Annotated in this window: 17 protein-coding genes; 11 read left to right on the top strand and 6 right to left on the bottom strand. The window is 37.3% G+C overall.

Annotated features, from left to right (window positions below; genetic code table 11):
* Positions 1 to 68: 68 nt before the first annotated feature.
* Positions 69 to 1,031 (bottom strand): lytic transglycosylase domain-containing protein, encoded by a 963-nt coding sequence (locus M900_RS16755; protein WP_021272846.1) that lies wholly within the window; start codon positions 1,029 to 1,031, stop codon positions 69 to 71.
* Between the two features lie 189 nt (positions 1,032 to 1,220).
* Between M900_RS16755 and M900_RS16750 the strand changes: the two genes are divergently transcribed.
* The 5 genes from M900_RS16750 to M900_RS00305 all read left to right on the top strand — a co-directional run bounded on the left by M900_RS16750 (position 1,221) and on the right by M900_RS00305 (position 9,090).
* Positions 1,221 to 3,269 carry a thioredoxin domain-containing protein gene (locus M900_RS16750; protein WP_021272834.1) on the top strand — a complete coding sequence of 683 codons (2,049 nt, stop codon included), beginning with the start codon at positions 1,221 to 1,223 and terminating at the stop codon, positions 3,267 to 3,269.
* Between the two features lie 3 nt (positions 3,270 to 3,272).
* The gene (locus M900_RS00320; RefSeq protein ID WP_021272825.1) at positions 3,273 to 4,205 is read left to right on the top strand and encodes a CoA transferase; all 933 of its coding nucleotides are present in this window, start codon (positions 3,273 to 3,275) and stop codon (positions 4,203 to 4,205) included.
* Between the two features lie 214 nt (positions 4,206 to 4,419).
* Complete coding sequence (locus tag M900_RS00315; RefSeq protein ID WP_021272835.1) at positions 4,420 to 4,758, top strand: hypothetical protein; 339 nt, start codon at positions 4,420 to 4,422, stop codon at positions 4,756 to 4,758.
* 227 nt (positions 4,759 to 4,985) lie between these two features.
* A complete protein-coding gene (locus tag M900_RS00310) occupies positions 4,986 to 8,309 on the top strand; it encodes a hypothetical protein (protein WP_021272847.1) in 3,324 nt (1,107 codons plus the stop codon).
* On the top strand, positions 8,275 to 9,090 hold the full coding sequence (locus tag M900_RS00305) for a hypothetical protein (RefSeq protein ID WP_021272859.1): 816 nt from the start codon (positions 8,275 to 8,277) through the stop codon (positions 9,088 to 9,090). The genes M900_RS00310 and M900_RS00305 overlap by 35 nt, the downstream gene beginning before the upstream one ends.
* Here the strand turns inward: M900_RS00305 and M900_RS00300 are convergent.
* Positions 9,087 to 9,680 carry a YiiX/YebB-like N1pC/P60 family cysteine hydrolase gene (locus M900_RS00300; RefSeq protein ID WP_021272813.1) on the bottom strand — a complete coding sequence of 198 codons (594 nt, stop codon included), beginning with the start codon at positions 9,678 to 9,680 and terminating at the stop codon, positions 9,087 to 9,089. The genes M900_RS00305 and M900_RS00300 overlap by 4 nt on opposite strands.
* Positions 9,681 to 9,783: 103 nt before the next feature.
* Here M900_RS00300 and M900_RS00295 point away from each other — a divergent pair, with 103 nt between their 5' ends.
* Both M900_RS00295 and M900_RS00290 read left to right on the top strand, forming a co-directional pair.
* Positions 9,784 to 11,736 (top strand): hypothetical protein, encoded by a 1,953-nt coding sequence (locus M900_RS00295; protein ID WP_021272812.1) that lies wholly within the window; start codon positions 9,784 to 9,786, stop codon positions 11,734 to 11,736.
* A complete protein-coding gene (locus tag M900_RS00290) occupies positions 11,726 to 12,421 on the top strand; it encodes a M15 family metallopeptidase (RefSeq protein WP_034730548.1) in 696 nt (231 codons plus the stop codon). The genes M900_RS00295 and M900_RS00290 overlap by 11 nt, the downstream gene beginning before the upstream one ends.
* Here the strand turns inward: M900_RS00290 and M900_RS00285 are convergent.
* Positions 12,409 to 12,843, bottom strand: a complete 435-nt coding sequence (locus M900_RS00285) for a thioesterase family protein (protein ID WP_021272848.1) — start codon at positions 12,841 to 12,843, stop codon at positions 12,409 to 12,411. The two genes, M900_RS00290 and M900_RS00285, sit on opposite strands and share 13 nt — an antisense overlap.
* A 181-nt stretch (positions 12,844 to 13,024) precedes the next feature.
* On the opposite strand from M900_RS00285, the gene M900_RS00280 reads away from it, so the two are divergent.
* From M900_RS00280 to M900_RS00265, 4 genes are all read left to right on the top strand, one after another.
* The gene (locus M900_RS00280; protein WP_021272829.1) at positions 13,025 to 15,526 is read left to right on the top strand and encodes a hypothetical protein; all 2,502 of its coding nucleotides are present in this window, start codon (positions 13,025 to 13,027) and stop codon (positions 15,524 to 15,526) included.
* 310 nt (positions 15,527 to 15,836) lie between these two features.
* Positions 15,837 to 16,988 (top strand): tetratricopeptide repeat protein, encoded by a 1,152-nt coding sequence (locus M900_RS16745; protein WP_021272852.1) that lies wholly within the window; start codon positions 15,837 to 15,839, stop codon positions 16,986 to 16,988.
* A 1-nt stretch (position 16,989) separates the two neighbouring features.
* Complete coding sequence (locus tag M900_RS00270; protein ID WP_021272837.1) at positions 16,990 to 17,760, top strand: Nif3-like dinuclear metal center hexameric protein; 771 nt, start codon at positions 16,990 to 16,992, stop codon at positions 17,758 to 17,760.
* Positions 17,761 to 17,921: 161 nt separating this feature from the next.
* Positions 17,922 to 19,058 (top strand): hypothetical protein, encoded by a 1,137-nt coding sequence (locus tag M900_RS00265; protein ID WP_021272817.1) that lies wholly within the window; start codon positions 17,922 to 17,924, stop codon positions 19,056 to 19,058.
* Here M900_RS00265 and M900_RS00260 read toward each other — a convergent pair.
* The 3 genes from M900_RS00260 to M900_RS00250 are packed head-to-tail and all read right to left on the bottom strand — an operon-like array spanning position 19,055 to position 24,539.
* Positions 19,055 to 19,564: a PaaI family thioesterase gene (locus M900_RS00260; protein WP_021272818.1), complete on the bottom strand. Its 510-nt coding sequence runs from the start codon at positions 19,562 to 19,564 to the stop codon at positions 19,055 to 19,057. The genes M900_RS00265 and M900_RS00260 overlap by 4 nt on opposite strands.
* Entirely contained in the window at positions 19,564 to 20,364 is an 801-nt protein-coding gene (locus tag M900_RS00255; protein ID WP_021272842.1) for a pyrroline-5-carboxylate reductase, read from the bottom strand. The genes M900_RS00260 and M900_RS00255 overlap by 1 nt, the downstream gene beginning before the upstream one ends.
* The gene (locus M900_RS00250) at positions 20,364 to 24,539 is read right to left on the bottom strand and encodes a bifunctional proline dehydrogenase/L-glutamate gamma-semialdehyde dehydrogenase (RefSeq protein ID WP_021272851.1); all 4,176 of its coding nucleotides are present in this window, start codon (positions 24,537 to 24,539) and stop codon (positions 20,364 to 20,366) included. The genes M900_RS00255 and M900_RS00250 overlap by 1 nt, the downstream gene beginning before the upstream one ends.
* Between the last annotated feature and the right edge of the window lie 8 nt (positions 24,540 to 24,547).

The following is a 24,547-nucleotide window of genomic DNA, read 5'->3' as shown; positions in this document are numbered from 1 at the left end:
TGTTTGTGATAGTAAAAAATATCAAAGACTGTAGTTATTTGACTAGACGCTTAGGACCATAAAAGTGATTAGTTCAAAGCATAACGCTCTGAAATCATTGTCAAAATATCAAGACCGAGAAAATAATTTGAATTTTTTATGACAGGTTTGTAAGTCAGGACACTCTTAAATGCTTCTTTACGAGATTCTTTCTGAAGTTTTTTAACTCCAGAAAGTAAAATGAAGTAATGCTTATTCACCTTATCGAGATATTGATTCTTAACTCCAACAGGAAGAGAATTTTTTAATCGGTAAGAAACGAAGTTAGGTCCCATATTATAAGCAACAGTTGCATGCTTATGAGAAAGTCTAAATCTATTAAGAAGTCTCTTCAGATAAAAAGTTCCAAGCTCAATATTTGTACGAGGGTCTTTTAAAAGTTCAAGAACTAATCGACGATCAGTTGGACGATTTAAAAGTTCATTTATAAATCCACCAGTGGCAGGCATAATCTGCATTAGTCCCATTGCTGAAACCCGGCTTTTTGCCCTTGGTCTGAAGTGACTCTCAGTCCAAGTGATTGCGAGGGCCCAAAGAGGATCAATATTATTAAGCTCACTAAAGAGAATAATTTCTTCAATGTAATCTTGAGCATACTCGCGAATTCGAAGCGGCATTGTACTTAGTAAGCTTTCAATAAGGACTGTTTTATTAACGTTAGAAACATAGTGAAGGTTCAGAGAACGATAAAATGGCTTAGTCTTTTTGAAGTTAAAACTTTCATAAGAAGGTCTCGCCTCACTTGCCTCGTTCTTTACACCTACAGGGGCCAGGTAGAATGGTTTTATTTCCGAGTTTTTCACAGTTAGTGGCCCATAAAAAGAATCGGCCCTTCGATGTGAAGAATTCACTGAATAGTAGAAAGATAAAATGAGGATACCAACAATACCAAAAAAGAGCATTGATCTTTTTAATGGAGGTAGCTTTGAGGCGGATACATCCCACGCCTGACTACCTGTATCAAGAATTGTTTGATATGCTGCAATTTTCATGGGCATTTTGATACCTTCATTGGAACCCTTAAGTCTAGTCTTTTTTGACTCGACACACTGCACTCACACGCTTCAAATATGATGCCATTAAAATGGTGCCACTTTATCCTCTATGTTTTTAGCTATTTAGTGACATTTTCTTTATTAACTCGCATAATATTCAGGTGTGAAAAAAATTATGGAGTACATATGACAAATACAAATTTCAATCGATTAAAATCCGAAAAATCCACATATCTTCTACAACATAAAGAGAATCCTGTTCACTGGTGGTCATGGGGACCTGAAGCTCTACTACAATCAAAGGAAGAAAATAAGCCAATTTTTCTAAGCATTGGATATTCATCATGTCACTGGTGTCATGTAATGGGAGAAGAGTCTTTTAAAAATGAAGAGACTGCGGCGTTTTTAAATGAGAATTTTATTTGTATTAAAGTCGATCGTGAAGAGCATCCAGATATCGACGCTTACTACCAACAAGCGTGTCACCTCTTTACTGGCTCAGGCGGATGGCCACTGTCAGCTTTTCTACTTCCTGACCTAAGACCATATTTTGTTGGAACATATTTTCCACAAGTCGCGAAAAAAGATCAAACTTCATTTGGAGATCTTTTAAAAGAACTTAGTCGCGCGTTTCATAATGATAAAGATGTAGTAAATGAAAATGCTCAACGAGCAACAGACACTATAAAGGAAGGTTTTCTTCCAAAAGACAAGGTTAAGTTTCAAGGGCACTTCCCTCCGGCATCAGGAATATTAGATGTTCTCAAACAATACCAAGACAATGATAATGGTGGTTACGGACAGGCCCCAAAATTTCCACAATTTGCATTCTATGAATGGGCCTTAGAGCAAATGCTTGAAGGAATTGTTCCAAAAGAGCAAGGGGAACATATTATAAAGTCTCTTGAAAGAATACTAATGGGTGGAATCACAGATCAAGTTCGCGGTGGAATTCACCGTTATTCAACAGATGCAACTTGGACAGTACCTCACTTTGAAAAAATGCTTTACGACCAAGCTGCATTTTTAAAAGTCCTCTCTAAACTAAGTCTACTCTATCCCTCGCCACTTGTTTTCGATGCGATCTATAATACACTTGAGTATATTCACGTAGAGATGCTTCATGAACAAGACTACTGCTTCTCAGCTCAAGACGCTGACAGTGAAGGAGTAGAAGGACTTTACTTTACATTTACAAGAGATGAATTCATTGACTCATTAAATAGAGCAGATGAAGAAGATGAAGCCCTATCAAAAAATATGGATAACCTGATCAAGTGGTTTAATATTACAGAGCAGGGAAATTTTGATTCTGGTCTTAATGTTGTTTCCCTAAGTCCTGACTGCGCACAAGAATACTTCACAAGCGAAGGGTGGGAATTAGTAAGAAAGGCGAAAAAAGCGTTATTAATGGAGAGAAAAATGAGAATTCCTCCGATGACTGATAATAAAGGAATCGCGAGCTGGAACTTTCAAATGATCACTGCCCTAAGCGATGTTATGCAATACTGCCAAGTAGCACCTATCAGATCAGCGGCAAGTCAGATCTTTAATAGACTTATTGAAGGTGTATACAAAACATTTATTAAAGGTGAAGATGGGGCCAAGAGACTATGTCACACGACAACTAAAGATAGTTCACTTCCGTATTTAGAGGACTACGTATTCTTTGCAGAAGCTCAACTTAGAATTTATGAATTAAGTGGAAATGTCATCTTTAAGCAAAACTTCCTTGATACATTAAACTATATCAAAGACCAGTTCATTGATGGAAAAGAAATTCTTACAAGAGCGAAGAATGCTAATGAACTTGAACTATATCCGAATCAAAAATATTCAAGCTTTGATCAATCATTTAAGTCTCCTGTTTCTACTTTGATTTCACTGACAAGAAGAGCAGCTGTTCTTTTTAGAGATAATGATCTCGTACAAGACATGAATGAAATTATTGAGGAAGTAACACACGAGGTACTAAAAAATCCGATAGCAGCAGGAGAGGCCTTAAGAGCGCTTACATACCCTAACGATGCCTATAAAGTTATTAGTTGTCCTAAAGCTTGGCTTGATCAGGAGAAGTTTGCAAACTTTATCGGTTACTTCCTACCAAGATTTGTTTTCGACTTCCATGAAGATGGAGAGAGATGGGAAATCTGTTCAGCAACACAATGTGAGCTTAACGGTGAAGGGATTGATAATTTTATCGAAACTCTAAAACCACAAGGACAGGCGGAATAGATAATGACAAGACCACTAGAAGGTAAAGTTATCATCGATCTTTCCCACAGACTCCCAGGGCCAGTTGCTGGAAAGCTACTGGCAAGTCTTGGCGCGAAGGTTATTAAAATAGAAGATAAGGTTTTCAAAGACCCATTTATTTATGGGCTCTTTGCTGAAATGGATAATTCTTTTCCAGTTTGGTACGAGCATATTAATAAAGATAAAGAGATTAAAAGATTTGATTTTAATTCTCCAGATGATCAAAAGAAAATTTCTGAGCTTGTTAAAAGTGCTGATGCCGTGATCATGGCAATTCCAGAAAAGGTACAAGCAAAGCTTGGAGTTAGTCTTGATCAACTAAACGATCTTCAAAAACCATTTTCTATTGTAATTCCGAAGGCATCAAAATCTCATCATCAAAATATGCATGACCTCAATGCCTTAGCATTGACGGGCCTTCTTACATTACACGCAAAAACCCATGACCATAAAGGTGAAAAAGAGCTTGCTCCCCCATTTCTTCCAATTGCTGGCATTAACTTTGGCCAAACAATGGCACTTGATCTCGTTGCAACAATGCTCAAGGCCCAAGAAACGGGAAAAACAGAAATAGTTGAAAGCTTCCTATTTGAATCAACAAGAGATATGTACTCAAGTTTCTGGCCGACTGAGCTTCAAGGAGACAGCCGCTTTCTTCATAATGGCCTCTACCCTTGTTATAATATTTATAAAAGTAGTGACGAACACTTTATTGTCGTTGCCTGTGTTGAAGATAAATTCTGGGTCTCAATGTGTGAAGTTTTCAAACTGAGCTATACTCTTGAGCAAAGATTTGAAACAACTGGGAAAATACATAAGGAACTAAGAGAGTTCTTCTCTTCAAAAACCCTCGCTGAGCTTGAGGTGCTACTTGATGGGCATGACATCTGTATTAATCTACTTAGAAATGACTAAATAACCCCACCTCGGGTGTCAATTGGCACCCGATACCATAATGCTCCACTTAAAAATCTGTAAACTATCGAAATCTTGAAAAGTACCTATAATCATTTTTGGCACGCTTCCTGCTTTATATAAATCAGAAGGCAATTTACCAGATAGGAGGTTTGGTTAAAGGCAAGAGCTGAGAATAGGAATTTCTCATGGACTAAGCCTAGGGAGTTCACAAATGAGAACATTAGTAAAATTAATCGCTTTAACAACAATGGTATTTGCATTTAATACTCAAGCGAAAACTTCTATCAAGAGAATTGATCCAGAGGTGATGGACAAGGCAAAAGAAGTAGCAATGGCCATTGAAACATATGATGGTGAATTTTATGACCTATCAGAGTTTGCAAAGGCCCATAAATATAGAGGTAATGCGGAAGATATTCTTAAAGAAGCTGCTATCCAACTAAAATCAGGCGAAGAGATTGGAGTTAATGCCATCAGATACTTCTTCATCGAGAAGAAAGATGTAAAGATGAATAAGACAGTCGCTAAAATGCCACAAGATGAAGATTAGGTCCTATTAAGGACCTTTTTTTATACACAAAATGAAAAGATTACACGCTGCGCAACAATTAATACCATTGAGATCAAATTTCTGGCAATCTGACTGGTAACTACAATAATAGCAAATAATTTGGAGCCGGATGCCCCAAGTGCTTTTAAACTTAATAACTTTTATGAAACCTAGAGTCCGATAAAGGAGTTATACGGCGAAGATTCAAAAAGTTTAAAAGGATTAGCATGAAAACAGCACTTCTACTTTTTCCACTCTTAGCAATGTCACCGCTAGCACTTGCAAAAAACTTTGAACAAGATAGAAATATCGTTGAAAATTGGAAGGAATATTACAGAGGAAACCCTTCATTCAAATTTAGCCAAGATCCAAATCTTGAAAAGCTTGAAAACTCAGTTGAAGAAACGAAAAAAAGAGCTGATGAAGCTAATGAAAATGTAAAACCATTTAGAAAAATAATTGCTGATGAGGAAAAAGCGATTCAAACTCGTCAGGCACAAAATAAGCAACTTGATGAAGAATCTAATTTAAAGCTCAAGGAAAAGTTTAAGATTGGCCTTAGAGTTCAATCTTTAAAGAAGCAAATCCAACTAACTTCAGATGAGTCAAAGAAAGCAGCTCTTCAAGTTGAGCTTGATAAAGTAGTTGCTGAAGTTAATACAATTGAAGCACGTCTTACAGAAATCCAATCAATCAAGGCTTCTAATGAACAGGCCAATAAAGTATCAAATGAAAAAATTGCACAGGTAAAGGTTGAGACAAAGAAGCTTGAAGAAATCGCAGCAAGACTTTCAGAAGCGCATGCAAAATCAAGAGAGAGAAGAAACGAATATAAGAGAAAAATTGTTATTCAAATTCTTAGAACTAACCACGCAGGTAGTAGCAGAGGGCAAGACAATGCAATTGAAGATGCAACTGACCTAGCACAAGAACTTGGTTCTCTCTATGGAACAAGGGATGGTTCTCTTGATGGTGAACAAGATGGAACAAAAGAAGGAAGACAAAGAGTACGTGCTCAAGCACAGGCCGAAGGAGATTCAGTAGGTGCAAGAGATGCTCTTGATCAAGGTAGTATTGACGGAAGCAGAGAAGGTACGATCTCAGGAAATAGAAGAAGAGGTTCAACTGACGGAACAACTACTGGTGTATCTCAAGCTCAAGCATCTGATGCTTCATCTGTAGGTGCCGCAAGAGGTAGCAAAGAAGGGATGAACAGAGCGCTTCAAAATGGATCAAATGATGGAAAGAACCTTGGGGCTTCTCAGGCAATTACAAAATATGAATCAATGAAATTAAAAGACGTTCTACTTGGAGGAGCGTTTTCAGGTGCTTTTGGAAGAACAACTCCAACTTATCCAGATAGCAGAGGAAGAGGAAATAGATATAACGACAGAGGCTCTTATAAAGAAGCAATCTTAAAAGAAGCTTACAAAGATGGTTATGAATTTTCATATAACAGAACGCATAGAAGACATTTCAATGATGTAATTGAAAAAGTATATAGTGACTACTACTCACGTCAGTATGAAATAATGTTCAGAAACTTTGCAGATAGAGACTATCCGCAACTAAGACAGCAAACATTCAACGAAGCTAAGAGCTATGCATTTAATAGAGACTACGCTGGACATAAGAATGCTGCAAGAGCTAGAGCTGAAGAACAAACATTTAACTCTCCAGACACTAACTCAACAGATTATAAAGTATCTTTCGAAAACTCAAGAGCAACGAGTTACCAAGCGGAGTACTCAAGAATTGAGCAAGATTCAAGGGCCGAAGCGAGTGAGGCTACTTACAATGCAAACTACCCTACAATAAAAGAACAAAACCGTGCTTCTGAGTTTACAAAAGTTAGCGAAGTTTACACTAAGTCTTCGGTATTAAAAGTTGATTCAATCAAAGTTAGAGAGGTTGGTATTAATGGAGTTGGTTCGGAAGATGGAATTTTTGCTCCTGGAGAAAACAAGGTTTATGATATCAAAATATCAAACTTTGGTGCCGCAGAAAAAACAGATGTAAAAGTATTTATAAATGGACAAGGATATAACCTAGGAACAATCCCAGGGCAAACAACAGCAACAATCACAGCTGTTGCTAAAGGACTCGTTTCTTCTAAACTTGGAAGTATTGATAATGACCAAGTAATCATTACAGCTAGTGCTGCAAATGAAATTGAAGCGAGACACTTTACATCTTCTAAAGATGGAATTCTTGAGAGTGATAACATAACAAACGGTCAAGTAAGATACCCAATAGCAATGTCAAGACTTGGACTTTCTGGAGAGCTTATTAGATCAAAATCAATCGGTCTAAGAGTTCAAGTTGAAAACAATTCTAAGAAAGTTTATGACAATGTAAAAGTTGTTATTCACTCTGACACTGACGGTGTGATCTCAAAAGAGTTTGCCGATATTAGAAATCTAACAGATTCAAAGACTCTTACAGATGCAGTAATCTCAGTAAAAGATAGAGATCAAGCTTATAAGCCAATTAATATTACTGCATACCTTGAAAAAGATGGTGTAATTGTTGGTGAGCTAGGTCAAGCACTTTCAGTAGTAGCAAAAGAGGCCCTTGATGCCTCAAAAGATGTAATCATTGTTGCTGATGCTTCAGACTCACTAAGAGAAATACAAGACTTGCTTTCTGAAAATGGTGGTTTAGACAAAGTTGGTATTCTTGATACAACTGTAAGAACAGCAAACGATCAAGTTTTACAAAATGGACTCAAAGGAAAAGCACTACTTGTTAACACTATGGGAAAAGTGACAGAAACAATCGAAAACATGATAAGAAACTCAGAAGAACTTGCGATTGTAACACTTGACCAAAACGGACTAGAAAGATTCAAGAGACATCAGACAATCTTCAAAGATGCGAATCAGTTAGAATTCCACTTTGCAGGAAACTCTGAAAAGTCAAAAGTGCTTTTTGCAAACAATAGAATGAACAAGAACTTAAAGTCACACATTGCAGTTATTCAAGCAGACGAGAGAAACTACAAAGGTGAACTAGAAGTTGCAAAAACACTTGCAAAATCAAATGATAATATGATCGCAGATGTTAAAGCAACTGTTGATGGTAATAACTACTTCTCAAGTGATGTCACGAAGAAGAAGATGGAAGCTGTAGCGCTTAGAGCTTTCGACGAGGTATTCCAAGTTAACAAAATGTACGATGAATCAATCGGTATTTTTGGAGACAAGGATATTGCGGACTTAGTTGCTGATGATAAAAATTTATTGCATAATAAGATCAATAGCAATCTTGGAAAACAAGCGGATAAGTCGAATGTTGGTTTATACCTAGCAGCTCATAACTTATACCACTCTTTAAAAGAAGGTTTAGAGGAACACAAACCATTTGAAAAAGAGATGAGATCTGCAGTTACAAAGAGACTATTTACATTCAAAAAGTTATTTAAGAAAATCGTTGGTCCACTAAGTGAAATCGATGGTAAAATGAGTAACCTTAAGAAGTTTGATAAAGGTCTACATGGGAAACTAACAAGTAAAAATGGACACCATAAACCATACAGATTACAAAAATAAATTAATTAAGCGAGTACTCTTTGTAGTACTCGCTCTTCTTTTTTCAAAACCAATTTATTCCAAAGTACATATCACAGTCATCGACACAGGCTTTTGCCCACAAAGGCTTAAACCGCATAAAAACATAACCATTTTAGATGTGACGGATCTGACTAAATCTTTAAAGCTTGACTGTGCTAAAGAGAACACCCGCGACAGAAGATTCCATGGTCAAAGAGTACTAGAGACTCTTATTAAGAACGTTGAACAAGAAATAATAATTGAGCCACTAATTGTTTTTGATGCAGATAAAAGACAGAAAGAGATTTACTGGCAAAATGCATTTTCTACTGAACGACTAAAGAGAACAGATATCTTTCTGATTGCTGCAGGCTTGCCTTTTCTTAAGAGTATTTCACTCCAAAAAATAGATCTCAAAAATATTGTATTTGTAGCAAGTGGTGTTCAAGATCAGTGGATTAGAGAGGAACATAAACTATTCCCACAAGAACTAGTAAAAAGTAATAAGAATATATTAATTATTAGTGATTACTATCCAAAAACGAAATATGATACGGCCTATGTCGATAAGAAAAATAAGTACCAAGAGCATGTAAGCTATTTCTTTCCTTTTAAAGGTGAAAATGATCTTTTTACAGGCTCTTCATATGCAGTGGCCAAAGCGCTTAATCAGGCCCTTAAAATTTGTAACTTTAATTCACAGAATGATTTTTTAAATTGTCTAAAAGATAAATCCAAGAAAGTTGAGATAGAGGGGAAGCTTTCCCCTCTTACATTTTAATTTAAAATTTCAAAATCTGAACTTCTATAGAAGTCATTTGGAGAAATTCCAATCTCCCCTTGTGGGACACCGTGATCAAAATAAATATTCCAAAAATCATAATTTCTTTCAAAGTTCATAGGAAGCGCTTTTAAGTCACTCAAAACGTTTACAGAGTCTAGCAACTTAAATAAAAATTCAGAACAATAAAATGAATCATTATCCCATAAGAAGTCATGATCAAATTCAGCTCCATAAAACTTATTCATATAATTATGACTAAGATTTTTTTGCTTCGAATTTGTCATTTTCTTCGGTCGTAAGTGTAGTGCTTTCTTTGGAGAGAACTTAAGAAATGCTGACACTCTTAAGTGATGCACTGTCGATAAGGCCTGAGCGATAACCAGCTCCCCATTAACCTCAACAACTATTCCTGAATGAGAGTAAGGACCAAAAGTCTCATCCTCAATTCTCTGACATGAGTAGCAGTCGAGATCAAGAAGTAGGACATCCCCTACTTGTAAGTCTTGGTAATCTCTTGCCACAATATTCAGGCAACCAAATACAATGATCGAGAGGGTAATATTTCGCAAAAACTTAAGTAAAAACATAATAATTCCGATTATTTAATACAATTTGTACAAATAGCGGCCATAGACCCGACGCCACTTTAGCTCTTATACTAGAAGAGGAATAGAATTTTAAGGAAAAAGTATGAAGCATAATAAAATTCGTAAGTATTTACAAATATCTTTGGTACTTAACCTGCTCCTAATATCTTTTCAAGTTGGCGCAGATGAGGGCTCTTCTACAGATTGTCCGCAGGGTCAGCGCTTCGATACCGCATTAAATAGATGCGTTTCTACAGAATCAACATTAAAAAATCAGGCAGAATATAAAGCATGTGAAGAACTTGCTTCAGAGCAAAGAGCTTCATGTTATGAAAAAGCGGCAAAAGATCAGGAAAAGAAAACAAGAAATAAGTATGGAGATGATGTTAATAGCTCAGATGTTACAAAAGGGAAAACTCTTCAAACAATTGAGTCGGGTCTCTTTGCCTCTCTTGCTGTTTGGCAAGTCTTTGGCGCAAGCTCTTGGAAGAGCAGCTGTTGGTCTACAAAAATCTTTGGGGCAACTTCACTCGCAGGATTTGTGAAGAACGTCGCTTTTGAGGATGATGTAGAAAAAGATGTAAAAAAGATGGCCGATGAGTTTAATAAAGAAGCATCGGAAAAAGATACAATGAAAGATGCTCAACTAACAGCATTTGATTATCTTGAGAAAGAACAAAATTATCTTGGCAAGTATGCAAAAGACAATAAGAAACTCTATCAGATGTTAGGCCTTGGTTACACGGCTTCTGTTGCGATGGCCGTTTACGAAGCATATCAAAAAGGTGGAGCGTTCACTGAGCCTTGTAGTAAGAGTGAAGAAAGCGACACAACTGCTGACAGTGGCGGGGAAGCCGGAGCAGGCTCAGACGCAAAGCCGACTGACCAAATAAAAGCTACCGAAACACAACCAGCAGGAGAAGCTCCTGCTCCTTCAGGCATCTCTAAAATTGCAGGAAGTGTTGGGGATGGTCTTAGTTATGTATCCAAATTTCTTGACACCCCTATCGGAGTTATTGCGGCAGGTGGTATAGCTGCAGTTCAGTCTTTTGCCTTATCATCTGAAATGGCAAAGAAAGCAAAAGAAGCGGAAAGTAACGTGGGAATGATTCAGGATTTACGAGAGAAGTACATGGCAAGTATTTCTAACTACTGCCCAGATGGAAGAGAGGATCTTTCTAAGCCTTATTGTTACTGCTATACAGATAAGGGAGCAAAAAATCCTAACCGCACAAACTCGCAGACTTGCCAAAATCTATGGAAAACACCTGATAGCCTATGGGCAGAATCAGAAGATGCTCTTCGAGGATCAGGCCTTGCAGCAGCAAAAGGTTGTGTTTATGTTGATGGAAAATTTGATCCTGGATGTCAGTGTAAGAGAATGAAAAATAAAAGTGGTGAAAATGCCTGTATGAAAATTAACATGCCTTCAGGTGCATTTTCAGGCCTCGGCCCGATGAATATTGGAGCAGCAGTAAGTGGTGTTGAAAGTCTTAATCAAGGGAACTCAAGCTCAGGCGCGGTTGAATCAGATCTTGATGCGCAAGCAGCTATTGCAAAGAAAGCGAAGTCGGCCCTACTTTCCAAAATTTCTCCTATGGTAAAAAAACAAACAGGAAAGTCAGTTGATGAAATATCAAATGATATCTTGAGCAAGGCCAAGAGTGCTGCTTCAGAATCAGGAAATCGTGTTGCACTTTACAACCCACCTTCTTTAAGAATGGCAGAAATTAGACCAAATACAGAAGCTCTACAGTCAGCAACAGCTTCAGTTAAAACTATTCAACCAAAGCTTAGCTCTTCAAAAAGAAGAGGAAGTACAAAGGCGAAGGCAAAAACTAATTGGAATTTTGATTCATCAAACAATACAAGTAGCGTGTTAAGTTTTTCTGATGTTGCGCAAGAAGGACAAGTCAAATATGATTATAAAAATAGTGATATTAATACAGATAAGAGTGCTTCTATTTGGAATGTAATTTCTAAAAGGTATAATCAATCAGGACTAAGAAGACTTTTTGATGACGGAAGTGAAAAGTTAATTATTGATGAAGAATAAAAATGAAATTCACGGAATGACAGAGGACCATCTCATCACAGATGAGATTACTAGCCGCCTCTTTCATAAAGAAACCTATCCAAAGTTTTTAAAACTCAAAGAAAGAGCAAAACAAGAAGGCATTGATCTCTATGTGTTAAGCTCTTTTCGATCTTTTGAAAATCAACTTTCAATATGGAATAAGAAATGCCGTGGAGAAAAGACTCTCCTTGATTCAAATGGTACTGCACTAAATTATGATTTACTAACGGATGAGGAAGTTGTTTTTGCAATCTTACGCTGGTCGGCACTTCCTGGAACAAGCCGCCACCATTGGGGTACGGATATCGACGTAGTAGACAAGAACACATGGCCAGAAGGTTATCATATCGAGCTAATCCCTGGTGAGTTTAGCGAAGGCGCTATGTTTTATAAAATGAAATGCTTCTTCGATAGAATAATTGCAGAAGAAGACGGTCTCGGTTTCTTTAGGCCATATGAAGTTGACCAAGAAGGTGTCGCGCCAGAAATGTGGCATATTAGTGATTTTGATGTCGCACAAAGATATTTCAACGAATTTACATTGGAACATTTTTTAGAATTTCTTGATCAACAAAATGCAGAAGAATTTCTTCTGCTTGATATTGTTAAAAATCACGCAGAAAAAATTTTCCAGCAATATATTCAAAATATTTATTTAAGATAATTTCGCCAATCACCTTCAACACCAAGAGCTCTCATCCATTCATCACTTGGATCAACAAGCTTTCTTTCTCGAAGGTCGAAAAGACCCGCTTCCATTGTCATAGTATTTGCCACGGCACCATCAGCTTTAAGCATTCGTTGTTCAAGGTATGATATTTTAGAATTTCGAAATCCACCAAAGGAAGTCTCAATCGTGATAACTTCTCTATTTTTTAACTCACGCTTAAAATCTATTTTTAGCGATGTAATTACTGGCCCAATCTTATCTCTCTGGATACGATCTAATCCCCATCCACCTTTTGTTATAAGGTCCCAACGGGCCTCTTCGTACAATTCAAGATAGACAGCATTATTTACATGGCCAAAAGAGTCCAGGTGTTTTTCGTTGATTAGGATTTCATAGCGATGCACAGTTGTTTCCATTAATACTCCAATTCATTTTTATCAATGTTGCCACAAATAATTGCCTGGTGAAAAGAATCAGTGCGCTATGTATTATTAACTACTTAAACAATATCAGTCTATTTATATCAAGATTCAAGTAGGAAATTCCGAGAAGGTATTAGAATAATAGTACTAGGAAACAAATTTTTAGGAAGTAATCATGAAATTAATATCAGCAAATACTCTACTTTTATTACTAACATTAAGTATTAGTCAAAGTGCTAGTGTATTGGCCGTTGAAATATCAACTATAGAAGAAGCTCGACATTTCCTAGCTGAGAACACAAGTCAAATTCGTGATCTTGAAGCAGATATTGAGGATTATCAAAATAAAGTAGAACAGTGCGAAGGAATTTTAGCTGATAATGGTCTATGCACAATGAGTAGTGTTAGCGGTAACGGAACCATGCTCGATCAACATAGAAGAAATCTAAAAGATGCTCTCAAACAAAAAGAAGAGTTAATCGCTGCAAATAATAAAATTGAACATGAAATTATACCTCAAATAGAAAAAAAGTCCCAAACGACCCCTGAAGAAGGTACTGCGACTCAAACGGTAATTCACAATTATTACGATGGAACTGGTACTGCTCACCAAGCGCAACAAGGGATGAGCGTGAAACCAGTTGCTCCAAATCGCTTTACTCTTGCTGAGGGAAAGAATTGTAATCAGAAGCAAGGTCAAGCTTGCTACAAAGACACTATTACAGGAAAATATGTTCCGGCCTCTCAAGAACAAATTTATAATTATGACAACGTTGTAACTCAATACAATGAATGCTTGAAAAAAGGAGTCCACGATTGTTCTGACTTGAAGTCAGGTATTGATAGCCAAAAAGCTGAACTATCTTCAAAAGGTAATCTTGGAACAGCAGCAACGCCTCAAGGCTCAATGGAAGAGATGCTACAAAATCTGGAAAAAGAAGGAAATAAGCTCAACAGCGACGATATTATTGCTCACGGGACAAAGCAATTTAGAGAGTGTCAGTCTGCTTATCAGGCTGCAGCTGATCAACCGTGGAATGAAATGTTTTCTTCTAAGTCTGAACCGGTAAACCTGACAAAGGATCATTTCCAAAAAATGGTTGTTATTCTAATGGGTGCCCGATACAAAGAAAAAAAAGAAAACATCGCGACACTAATTAAGTATGGAATGATGAAAGCGAGAGCTTGTGCCATGTTTGCATTTACAGCAGGTGAAAATTTCGCAAGCGGTGAAAAGAAATGGAAAGAGGATGATTATAAGCCAAACGCTCAAGTACAAAAATCTTTTGATGGCAGAATCAAATGTTCTAACGTCGGCCCTGAAACAATCGACTATGATGAGTGTATGAATGTTTTAAATGCGTATAATGGTGCTCAGATTGTTCAAACTGGTAACGATGCTGTTCAACAATTTAGAACTCAAAGCTACCAACAGGATCAACAACTTAAAATGATGAATGCAAATCCAACTGAGGAAGATACATCTACCCTAGCGCTTAAAGCGCAGAAGGATGGAATTGGTAAGCTACAAGACATGGCAGAAGAAAGACGAGCTCTTCAAGCAGCGAAACTTTTAATGATGGTTTCCCTCGCAAAGCAAATGCCGCAAAACGCAGATGCTATTGACCTATGTTCAACAAATAAGTCAGGCGCAGGGAAAGTTGATGAGCTTTTAAGAAGTATTGCTTCGATCAAGATCGAAGGTGATAATAAAACACTAGCAGAATATGTAACAGAAGGAGCAGGAACCTTAAAAGTAAACAGTGCTGAAGAAGAATGCCAGCTTTCATTTAACTTAACAACAGCTCACGGAATTCTTCAAAACCAAAGTACTATCTCTACGGCATATGCAATAGCAGCGGAAGCAGGTGTTGAAGTTGCGAAAGAACAAGTTGCGGTAACAATGCTTGGAAAACAAAAGAAGCTTCTTGGAAGTATTATTAATAAAGTTGAAGACGCAGATGTAATTGACCTACCGGAAGGATTTGCTTCACAAGAAGAACTAATGAACTTCTGTGATCTTAATCCAATGGCGGTTGAATGTAATGGTCTTGGAACAGGATTTACAACTCATATCGGTGGCGGTGGTGCTATCTCCATAAATGGTTCAATTGGAACAAACACAGCAGACGCAGGTTCGGGAGAAGGAAGTGCAATTGATGTTGGTAATGGTGGCGCAAACTCTGCTATCGACCCAGAAGATATTGCGACTTCAACTGTTGGTGGTTCAATTGATAAGGCATCAGGTTTTGTTGACGGGCCGGCTGCAAAAGCGAAGGTAACTAGCGCTCAAGTAGGAAGTGGCGCTGGAGGAGGCGGTGCAGGTGGAGCATCAGCAGCGGGACTAAGTGGAGGCTCAGGCTCAAACGGTGCAGCCCCAAGCTCAGGTTCACGTTATAAGTCACCAAAAATTAGCTACACAGGTGGTGGTCGTTCTCTAAGCTTCAGCGGTGGAAGCGGAGCGAAGAAGTCGAGCAACTCGAAAGATACTGGTAACCCATTTGCAAAAATGTTTGGTAAAAACAAGGGTGCTGGAAATGTAATAAATTTCCGTGATCTTGCATCTCAGGGAATTGGTGGAAAGAAAGGAAATATCTTTGAAAGGATTACAAATAAGTACTCTGAAGTTAACAAAGATGACCGTCTTCTAAAATATAGTACAATCGATAAAGAATAATTCTGGGGGTATTATGCCCCCGGCTTCCTTTTGTCTCAACCCAATCTTCATACTTTCAATGACTTAACTTGTAAAGAATTGGCATTGATTATGTATTATATAGAGAACGGGAGGTCTGATGAGACAAAATAACACTCAAATAGCTGCATTAAGTCATAAGAATCTAATATTACTTAGGTTAGAGATCTTTACTCTTATGGCAATCACACTTTGGATTTTTTCTATATCGGGGAATTAATATTGTAAGATCGTAATAAATTTTGCATATTAGCTACGGAGAGCTATTCCCTAGACTACTCAAAGGATTGAAATGAACTCAGCCCACGAAATTTTACTAAGTGAACTAATTCAGGCGAAATCTTATATCGACAGATTGTTTCACGCGATTACCGACCTATCGAGTGCATTTCATCGTGCGGAAATACGTACATGTGCTAGTAATTTGACAGAAGAACTTGAGCAAATTGTAAAAACAAAATTTGTCTCTACTAATTACAACGATACTTCATTAATTCATCGCGAGCATATTAAGACAGCTAAAACAAACTTCAAAAACCTATGCTTGTTTGTTGAAGTATTTTTAAAATTATCACCTAATAAAGCAAATATCATCAACGATATGGCAGCTGTTATTAATTGCATTTATAAGCATGGAAAAGAACTTCATGAGTTAACCGCAAAGTTTGCAAATATTGATGTTCAACTCCCAAGAACTTCACTTATTCGTGAAGTAAAAACAGAAACAGCATTCACTCAAAAGCAAGTAACTGAAGTGAAGAAGTTTGGAAGATTCTCTCTACTTGAAGGTGGAAGACAAGATATTGAAGATGAAGAAGAGATGGAAGAAGACTTAACTCCGGTTCTCTTTCAACTTGATATTGAGAAAGTAAAGGCCGTTGTCAGTGACAACAAAACTTCCCTACTAGGACTTGAAAGTAAAAGAGAAGAGAAATATGAAGAATCACTATCTCTTGGTCATAAAGCTGCATACCAAAAGGATCATGAACTTGCCTTAGAACACTTCCTAAAGGCCAAGAGCTTTAAGGATACAGCGGAAGTTAATACTCTAGTTGCTTGGATCTATACACTTCTTGGAGAACCAGAAAAAGCAAAGAGCTTATGCCTAAGAGCAATTTCGCTTGATCCAGACTTTGGGCCTGCCTACAATGACCTTGGCTCAATCCTACTTAACGAAGGGTCTATAGAAGAAGCTTTAAAGTGGTTTGAATTAGCAAAGAAAGCAATTAAGTATCAAAACAAGGAATTTCCATATATCAATGCTGGACGAGCATACATGATGGTTCATAATTATGAGAAGGCCATTATTGAGTTCGAACAGGCCATTGAAATTAGCCCAGACAATGAAGAGCTAATTGAGACCGTTGAAAAAATTAAGCTTTCATTTGAAAAGGAAAGAGCAACGACAAGGTCTCAATTCTTTACTGAGCATCCAGAGAACTAAAATGAAGACGATTGAGAGAAGTGAATTAGAAAAATTTTTTGATGTAATACTCTCTCCTCAACAGTATAAAGACTATGGACCAAACGGCCTACAAATAGAGGGCGTTGAGCATATTTCTAAAATTGCTTTTGCAGTTTCTGCACAAAAGAAATCAATAGAAAAAGCAGTGGAAATGGGCTGCCAATGTCTTGTTGTACATCACGGTCTTTTTTGGAGCTTCCATGGACCACGTACAATTACAAAATCCTTTGCAAAAAGAATAAAACCATTAGTTCAAAATGACATAAATCTCTTTGGTTACCATCTTCCTCTAGATGGGCATATTGAATTTGGAAATGCTGCGACTCTAGCAAAGAAGTTAGGGCTCACAAACCTTCATCCATTTGGAGACTATAAAGGGATGCCAACTGGTGTAAAAGGTGTATTTGCAGAACCGAAAGCACCAGAAGAAGTCAAAGAAATCATCGCGACAGCGGTGGAGCATTCAGTTCTTCACTCAAATGCTGAAGATAGGCCACAGATTAAATCTGTTGGAATTATCACAGGCGGAGCTAACTCAGGATGGAAGGATGCTTATAACGAGGGTCTTGATGCCTACCTAACGGGTGAAATGAGTGAGCATGACTATCATGAAGCACGTGAGTCTGATGTTCATATGTTTGCGGCCGGACATAATGCAACTGAAAAGTTTGGAATCAAGGCACTCATGGGACTTGTTGAGAAAAACTTTGAAGTCGAGTGTGTCTTTATCGATAGTTCAAACCCTGCCTAGATATTCAGGCAAATTCGTAAAAACAATCTAAGTCATTTAAATAGCTGAAAGTTTGAATACTATTATTCCTATCCTGTTGAATTAGCGAGCTATTGCCATTTTTTAAAAAGCATAAATTGTCACTTCTCTTCATTTCTCTACAATAAAGCAATGGAGAGCTTATGATTAGTATCAAAGAATACCTTCAAAATTATAAGTTTCTAGAAATTATCAATACCGACGGTATCGGTGAGATAGATAATTTTTTAGAAAAAATGGTTATCCAAACCAATGGCGTAAAGATCAACTATGACTATCCTTTAGGTGTGAAAAATTATTTTGCGTTCACAAAGGAACATACATACTGTCTCATCATAAAAGAAGATAAGAAGATAAAAGGTTTTGCAACATTTTCAATCCAAAGGATATTGATTGACGGTGCCATTCAGCCTGTGTGCTACGTTGGAGATTTCTCAACTTCACCAGAACTAAGCCCAGAGGGGAAAAGGCAATGGCAGAATGCATTTAGTGCAATTATAAAAGACAAGGATAGGATAACAGAATTCAGTGATTGTAAGTATTTTTATGCACTCATTCTAAAAGAGAACTCAACACACGAAGGAATACTTGAACGCTTAAGTAGATCAATATCTATAAAAAAGAGTACAGAATATAAAATCATCAATATATTCGCTAAGAAATATCCTGTTCTTTCAAGGCCTCCTGCAGAACTAACTTGTGCAAGTTTGAGTGAACTTGAAGAGATAAGAACTTTTCTCGCCAAACAAAAAATTGGCAAGGAAAAAGATATAAATATAATCCTCGATAAAGATATTATTGAGAATCAAATTTTGAAAAAGAATTGCTACCTAACGAGGGATGATGAAGGCAAGCTATTGGCAGTTATAAATTGTAAGGAGAATGACCTTAAAAGAGTTCACATTCAAAAGATGGATAATATCTTTAAGATGGCAGGTACTCTCCTTCCCCTATTTGGTCGAAGCAAAATAAAAGAAGGAGATACACTTAATAGTCTCTATTTTGATATATTTGAAGTGACACAAGATCTTACTCCGCTAGAAAGAAGTGAACTTGCTTGTTCAATCATTGCCTCACTATTGAAAGAGGAAAGATACACAGACTGCTCTCTATTTACCATTCCATGCTATGGGGACAGATACCTCGAAAGTGCAGCGAAAAACTTCTTCTCTATAGAATCAATTCTGATCGAAACAATATTTAAAAAGAAAGAAATAAGAAAGCTTGAAGCTATTTCAAAGAGTGATGAGCTTACTCAAAGTGACCAAGAAGCCGGCTAAGACTTCTTAGATTTATTCTTTAGAGATAATGTTAAAGTAAATGTGGCCACTGGCTCTTGAGAGATTTTAGGACAAATTGCTACAATTTCGACAGGCATGTGATGTCTTTCACCACTTTCAACAACCTTAGTAACAAAATCCGCAATTTCTTTTCCTTGATTACAGATAAAGTGAGTATCAGCTTCAGCTCTTTGATGAAATTCTGCTTTAAAATCTTTAAATGCTAATGATACATTCTGGCCACTCTCAATAATAAGCTTCATCGCAGCTAAACCACCTGCACAGTCGGCACCAGCAGCTAAAACCCCAAAGTACATCGACTTCAAATGATTCTTTGTCTTTCGATTTAGTGGAATTCTTACCTCACATCTCTCTTTTGATAACTCAACAACTGTTGGAGATATCCAAAAAAGAAGAGGAACTTTGAAAAGACCAAATGTACGAACGAGAGCTGTATCTCTAATAGATTCAGGAAGTGCTTTATAGATTTTTTTAATTGCTGACATTAACTACCCTTTTTTAATTCTGTAACTCTTCTGTGTGCACGATCAATTGCACTATTAAGAATCAATTCTAATTTATTTTCTTTCATCTCCGCGAGCGCCTCATAGGTAACTCCTTTCTTGGAAGTTACGTTATCTCTAAGAGTATCAAGAGATTTATTACTTTGAAGTATTAACTCGGCCGATCCCTTCATGGTCATCGCAATTGCCTCTCTTGCAAGATCAGCAGGAATCCCCTCACTAATCAGCTTTTCTGTATAGATACGAGCGATTTCAAAAAAGTAGGCTGGGCCACTTCCTGAGTATGGAGTAATTTTATCTAATTTATCCTCATTATCAACGAAGAAAATTAGTCCTGTATTTTGAAGTGACTTTGCGAAATAATCCAAGAAAAGCTCATCAGTTGAACTAGTTGCATAAACAGGACAAACCCCCATAGAGACGGCCGAAGGAGTATTGGGCATCAGCCGAATTACTTGTGATGTAGAAAATATACCTTGTAGCTTATTTACATCTACCCCAGCGAGTATCGAAATTATCAATTTTCCCTTAGGAATTTTTTCTCCAAAAAACTTGGCTTGTTCTAACAAAACCTGAGGCTTCATCCCAAGAATATAAGCATCGTATTCAACGTCAAATGCATTTTCAAAATTTATAAAATTGATTCCATAATTTTTAGCAAAGTCACGACTGCTTGTATTACTAGGTGATGTAATCGAAATTTCATCACTCGTAAAACTCTCGACACTTCTCCCAAAGAAGGCCTCAACCATATTGCCAGCACCAAGAATTAAGATCTTCATTATAGAGATACTTCCATTGGTGCCCCATGCCTCATCACGTTAACAGCAAAAGAACGCTCATTAACGTAAGGTCTCATCATCTCAAAGCATGAACTTGCGACTTCATCACGTCCATAGATAATTTTCGGCATCGCTTTTTTACCAATAAATTGCTCCATATAGTTTACAACTTTTAAGTAAGAAGAATCATCGCCATCAACAATGAAGACATCAACAAATTGCCCATCTTCTTTCTTCATCTTATCAAAGTTCACATAGAAGCATTCAATATTTCGAGGAGAGAATCTATTCTTTACGAGTATATCAATAAGATACTTCCACCAGATATAGGCCTTATTATTAGAGCAAAGAACTGTCACTCCAAGTCCGCAAGCTACGGCCATAATAAAATTGGCAAATGAATTAATTGTAACCTTCTCACCTAGAGAGAGATAAACACATTGCGATTTGAATGAATCAAAATGAGAGTAGTTCAGCTGCCCAGGGATAATTCTATTATCGCGTGGTGAATTGATAATAGTCTGAAAATCATTGACCAACCATTGGCGTAAATTCTGTAACTGAGACTTCTCTGTTCCAAAAACACCTGGAAAGAGTGGACCAAAATTTGAGATGATCTCATCAATAGATCTAATCGCTCTTTCTACTCGACTTGCATCATAGAGACCACTTACCTTTGCGAAATCCACAAGATAATCAGATCCTTTTTCAAAAGACTGTTTAATCGCGGGATGCTCAGATTGACCAATATGGGCCTCAACACTCAATGCTCTAATATAATCGACACCTCCGGCCTTTGGACCAGTTCCAGAAAGTTTGAAACCGCCAAATGGCTCAATCGCGACACGAGCACCAGTAATTGGACGATTCACATAAATATTTCCACATTGCATTCGCTCAGTATAGAAATCAATATCATCTTGTGACTGAGAAAAGATTCCACCGGTTAATCCATATTCAGTGCCATTGAAAATTTTAATGGCCTGCTCAGCAGTATCATAACCTATGATGTGAATAACAGGAGCGAAGAGTTCTTTCATTGCGAAACTACTTTTTTTGATGGCCTGATTAAAAGGTAGTTCAATAACAACGGGACCAACACAGCTACCAGGAAGTTCTTCATTACTTCTATCCAGGTAGACTTTCCCCCCAAATTGAACGGCCTCATTAGAAGCTTCTTTTACTTGAGATATAATGCGTGTTTTTTCATCTTTATTAACCATTGGATTAACAAATGCACTAAAGTCAGTTGCCTTTCCAACTTTAAGATCCATTGCCGCTTCACTTAATCTAGTTGCAAGCTTTTCTTTTACCTTGTTATGAACGATAACACGCGAACATGCAGAACATTTCTGACCAGCATGGGCAAAGGCTGAATAGAGGATACCACTAACGGTTTCATCAAGCTCAGCATTATTAGTTACGATAACAGCGTTTTTTCCGCCCATCTCAGTAATAACTCTCACCTGATAAGTAGCACCTGTTTTCTTATTCTTATAAAGTCTTTTCGCTGCACATTTAGCAATATGTACACCTACGGCCTTTGATCCAGTGAAAACAATTGTAGCAATCTCCTCGGAATTAATTAGCTTCTCACCTACAAGTTCGCCGACACCAGGAAGATGAATTAAGCTACTCTTATCAACACCTGCTTCATGAAGAAGATCAACAAGAACTTGTGCGATAAGTGGGGTTTGCTCTGCAGATTTTAAAATAACAGTATTTCCAGCAATTAGTGAGCTCACGATCATTCCACATGGGATTGCTAAAGGAAAATTCCATGGAGCAATAACAGCGGCAGCACCACGCCCTACAACTTCAGTAGTATCAAGAATGGACTTTTGGTCTCTTATGTAGAAATTGATGAAGTCAATTGCTTCATCAACATCGGCAAGTGCCTCTGAAAGTGCTTTCCCTGACTCATGCATAATAAGACGAGAAAGTTCATTTCTTCTAATTGTCATAAGAAGTGCGGCCTTAGTCATCACAGTGCACTTCAACGAGAAATCAAGGTTTGACCATGCACCATCATAGAAAGCTTCATCAGAAACTTTAAGTGCTCTTTCGGTATCTTCAACTGTGGCAAAATGAATCTTTCCAACAACTTTATTTTCCTCGGAAGGAGAAAAAATAGAAATTTCATCTCCTCCACATGAGAATGCATTTTCAAACGTTGTCCCTAAAAAAGAGTCGTCATTTAAAACTTCTTCAATACTTGCTCTTTCCTCATCAAGATATGTTCTAAGTGGAGGAGTGTTGAAAAATGCACCATCAAGATTTGTGATTGTTTGGTCAAATGCTAATGCATTATTATCAAGATTTGTTTTAAAAATTGTTAAAGGAGAAAGAAGTGAAACTTTCTTCTTATGTGAACGCATAATAGTTAGAACTCCAACTTGAGAAGAGTTCTCCATAATTCGTCTAACGAGATAGGCCATACCAACAATAAGACTTCCAATTGGCACATAATTTCTTACGGCCCACCCCATTTTTGCCATTGCTGTCGAAAGTGCTTCATATGTCATGTGAAGACACTGATGTTCAATAGCAGGAAGATTTGGATATTTTGCTTCTCTTAGAGCAAAAGCAAATGCGTGATCAGAGAAATTATGACTAGCAAGACAAATTTGAAGATGTGGGTATGCCTTAAAAATTTCATTTACCATTTGTCTGAAGTGTATATCTGTCTCTTCTTTATTTAAAAATTCAGGTGCATTATGCCCATGAGCAGTCGCCTCTACTGTTTCAGCATCCCAATAGGCACCTTTAACAAGGCGAACAGGCATAGTGATGCCACGTTCTTTCGCGAGAGCAATAACTTCGCGTAAATGGAAAACTGCATCTCTAAGATATGCTTGAACTACGATCCCTGTGTGAGCAAATGATCTAAGATCTTCAGTTTCAAGAAGTACCTTACGATAAATTTTAAAAACGATGTCACGATAATGGTAATGTTCAGCATCGATATTGATAAAAACTTCATTCAATTTCGCCTTAAGAAGAATTTCCTTTAAGCGAGGGGCCACAAGTGCATAAGTGTAATCAAAGGCCTCTGGCTTAAAATCAGAGCAAAGAGCAGAGACTTTAATCGAAACGTGGGCCTTAAGGATACCTGCTCCATTTTTCTCCCCTCTATTAATATGGAGGGAGAAACCTTCAACAAGTTTAATAACTTCCTTCATATAATGATCAGCTTCTTTTTCAGAAACAACCAGCTCACCGAGTTGATCAAGAGTCACATCTCGTCCAGTTGCAAAAAGCTGTGCAAAGTTCTTTTCCGCTAGCTCAATCGTTTCTCCTGCAATGAATCGTTTCGCCATAAATCGAACTGAAAACCTAATCAACATTGCGAGAGGCGCTGCCGGGAAAATCTTTGCGACGAAATAAGCAGTAAAAAATAATGAGTACCAAAACAGAGGAAGTGCCGCCATTTCTCCTTTTAAGTTATTAGTACGGGCCTTACGGCTATCGACTAAAAGCCTCTCAAGGGACTCAAGTAAAATTTTCTTCACCTCAACACCAGACTTGTCATAGTCAAGAGATGGAAGAATAGCAATAAACTTTAACAAGTGAATTCTAAGAAGTGCAAAACGTGCCGTTAAAGAAAGGGCAAAGTCTGATATTTTTTCAAAAAGAATTGGCTTATATGATTCAACATTCTTTAGTAGATTTTCCGTAATTACCTTGACGCGAGAGAGGACTTCTTCACTTTCGAGCTCTTCAAGTGGAGTTAGATCTCCATGGGCCGCGACGATCTTACTTATTCCAGGATGAGAAGAAACTGGAATTGAATTAATAAGCTCAACGTGTTTTTTGAAAGCAAGGTAAACTGAATTTGATTCACGTAAGTTGATCACTTCGCTATCAAGACTTGATTCAATTTGATCAAGAAGAAAAATTTCATTTGCTAGCCTGGCCGTACCAAGCCTAACTTCTTTTGACTGAGCATCAACGCTTACAAGAAGATGGACACCATTAACATGAACTTGTGCTTTAAAACTTTTTTGAAGTTTAAAAAAAGAACTTAACTCTGCTTCAAACCCTGAAACTAATTTAGAATTATCCTTATTTAAGATAACTTTGGAAAACTCAGGATAGAAGAATAAACTCCAACCAGAATCGAGTGCTATATTAGTAATATTTAGTAAATGGTGATCGAAAAGCATATTCGACATTCAACGCT

Source organism: Bacteriovorax sp. Seq25_V (assembly GCF_000447795.1).
Taxonomy (GTDB): Bacteria; Bdellovibrionota; Bacteriovoracia; order Bacteriovoracales; family Bacteriovoracaceae; genus Halobacteriovorax_A.
The sequence above is the reverse complement of the archived record's forward strand: the minus strand, read 5'-3'. Positions and strand labels throughout refer to the sequence as shown.

Coding starts and splice junctions, on each gene's coding strand:
- M900_RS16755 (WP_021272846.1), bottom strand. CDS start 1,031: ATGAAAATTGCAGCATATCAAACAATTCTTGATACAGGTAGTCAGGCG.
- M900_RS16750 (WP_021272834.1), top strand. CDS start 1,221: ATGACAAATACAAATTTCAATCGATTAAAATCCGAAAAATCCACATAT.
- M900_RS00320 (WP_021272825.1), top strand. CDS start 3,273: ATGACAAGACCACTAGAAGGTAAAGTTATCATCGATCTTTCCCACAGA.
- M900_RS00315 (WP_021272835.1), top strand. CDS start 4,420: ATGAGAACATTAGTAAAATTAATCGCTTTAACAACAATGGTATTTGCA.
- M900_RS00310 (WP_021272847.1), top strand. CDS start 4,986: ATGAAAACAGCACTTCTACTTTTTCCACTCTTAGCAATGTCACCGCTA.
- M900_RS00305 (WP_021272859.1), top strand. CDS start 8,275: ATGGACACCATAAACCATACAGATTACAAAAATAAATTAATTAAGCGA.
- M900_RS00300 (WP_021272813.1), bottom strand. CDS start 9,680: ATGTTTTTACTTAAGTTTTTGCGAAATATTACCCTCTCGATCATTGTA.
- M900_RS00295 (WP_021272812.1), top strand. CDS start 9,784: ATGAAGCATAATAAAATTCGTAAGTATTTACAAATATCTTTGGTACTT.
- M900_RS00290 (WP_034730548.1), top strand. CDS start 11,726: ATGAAGAATAAAAATGAAATTCACGGAATGACAGAGGACCATCTCATC.
- M900_RS00285 (WP_021272848.1), bottom strand. CDS start 12,843: ATGGAAACAACTGTGCATCGCTATGAAATCCTAATCAACGAAAAACAC.
- M900_RS00280 (WP_021272829.1), top strand. CDS start 13,025: ATGAAATTAATATCAGCAAATACTCTACTTTTATTACTAACATTAAGT.
- M900_RS16745 (WP_021272852.1), top strand. CDS start 15,837: ATGAACTCAGCCCACGAAATTTTACTAAGTGAACTAATTCAGGCGAAA.
- M900_RS00270 (WP_021272837.1), top strand. CDS start 16,990: ATGAAGACGATTGAGAGAAGTGAATTAGAAAAATTTTTTGATGTAATA.
- M900_RS00265 (WP_021272817.1), top strand. CDS start 17,922: ATGATTAGTATCAAAGAATACCTTCAAAATTATAAGTTTCTAGAAATT.
- M900_RS00260 (WP_021272818.1), bottom strand. CDS start 19,564: ATGTCAGCAATTAAAAAAATCTATAAAGCACTTCCTGAATCTATTAGA.
- M900_RS00255 (WP_021272842.1), bottom strand. CDS start 20,364: ATGAAGATCTTAATTCTTGGTGCTGGCAATATGGTTGAGGCCTTCTTT.
- M900_RS00250 (WP_021272851.1), bottom strand. CDS start 24,539: ATGTCGAATATGCTTTTCGATCACCATTTACTAAATATTACTAATATA.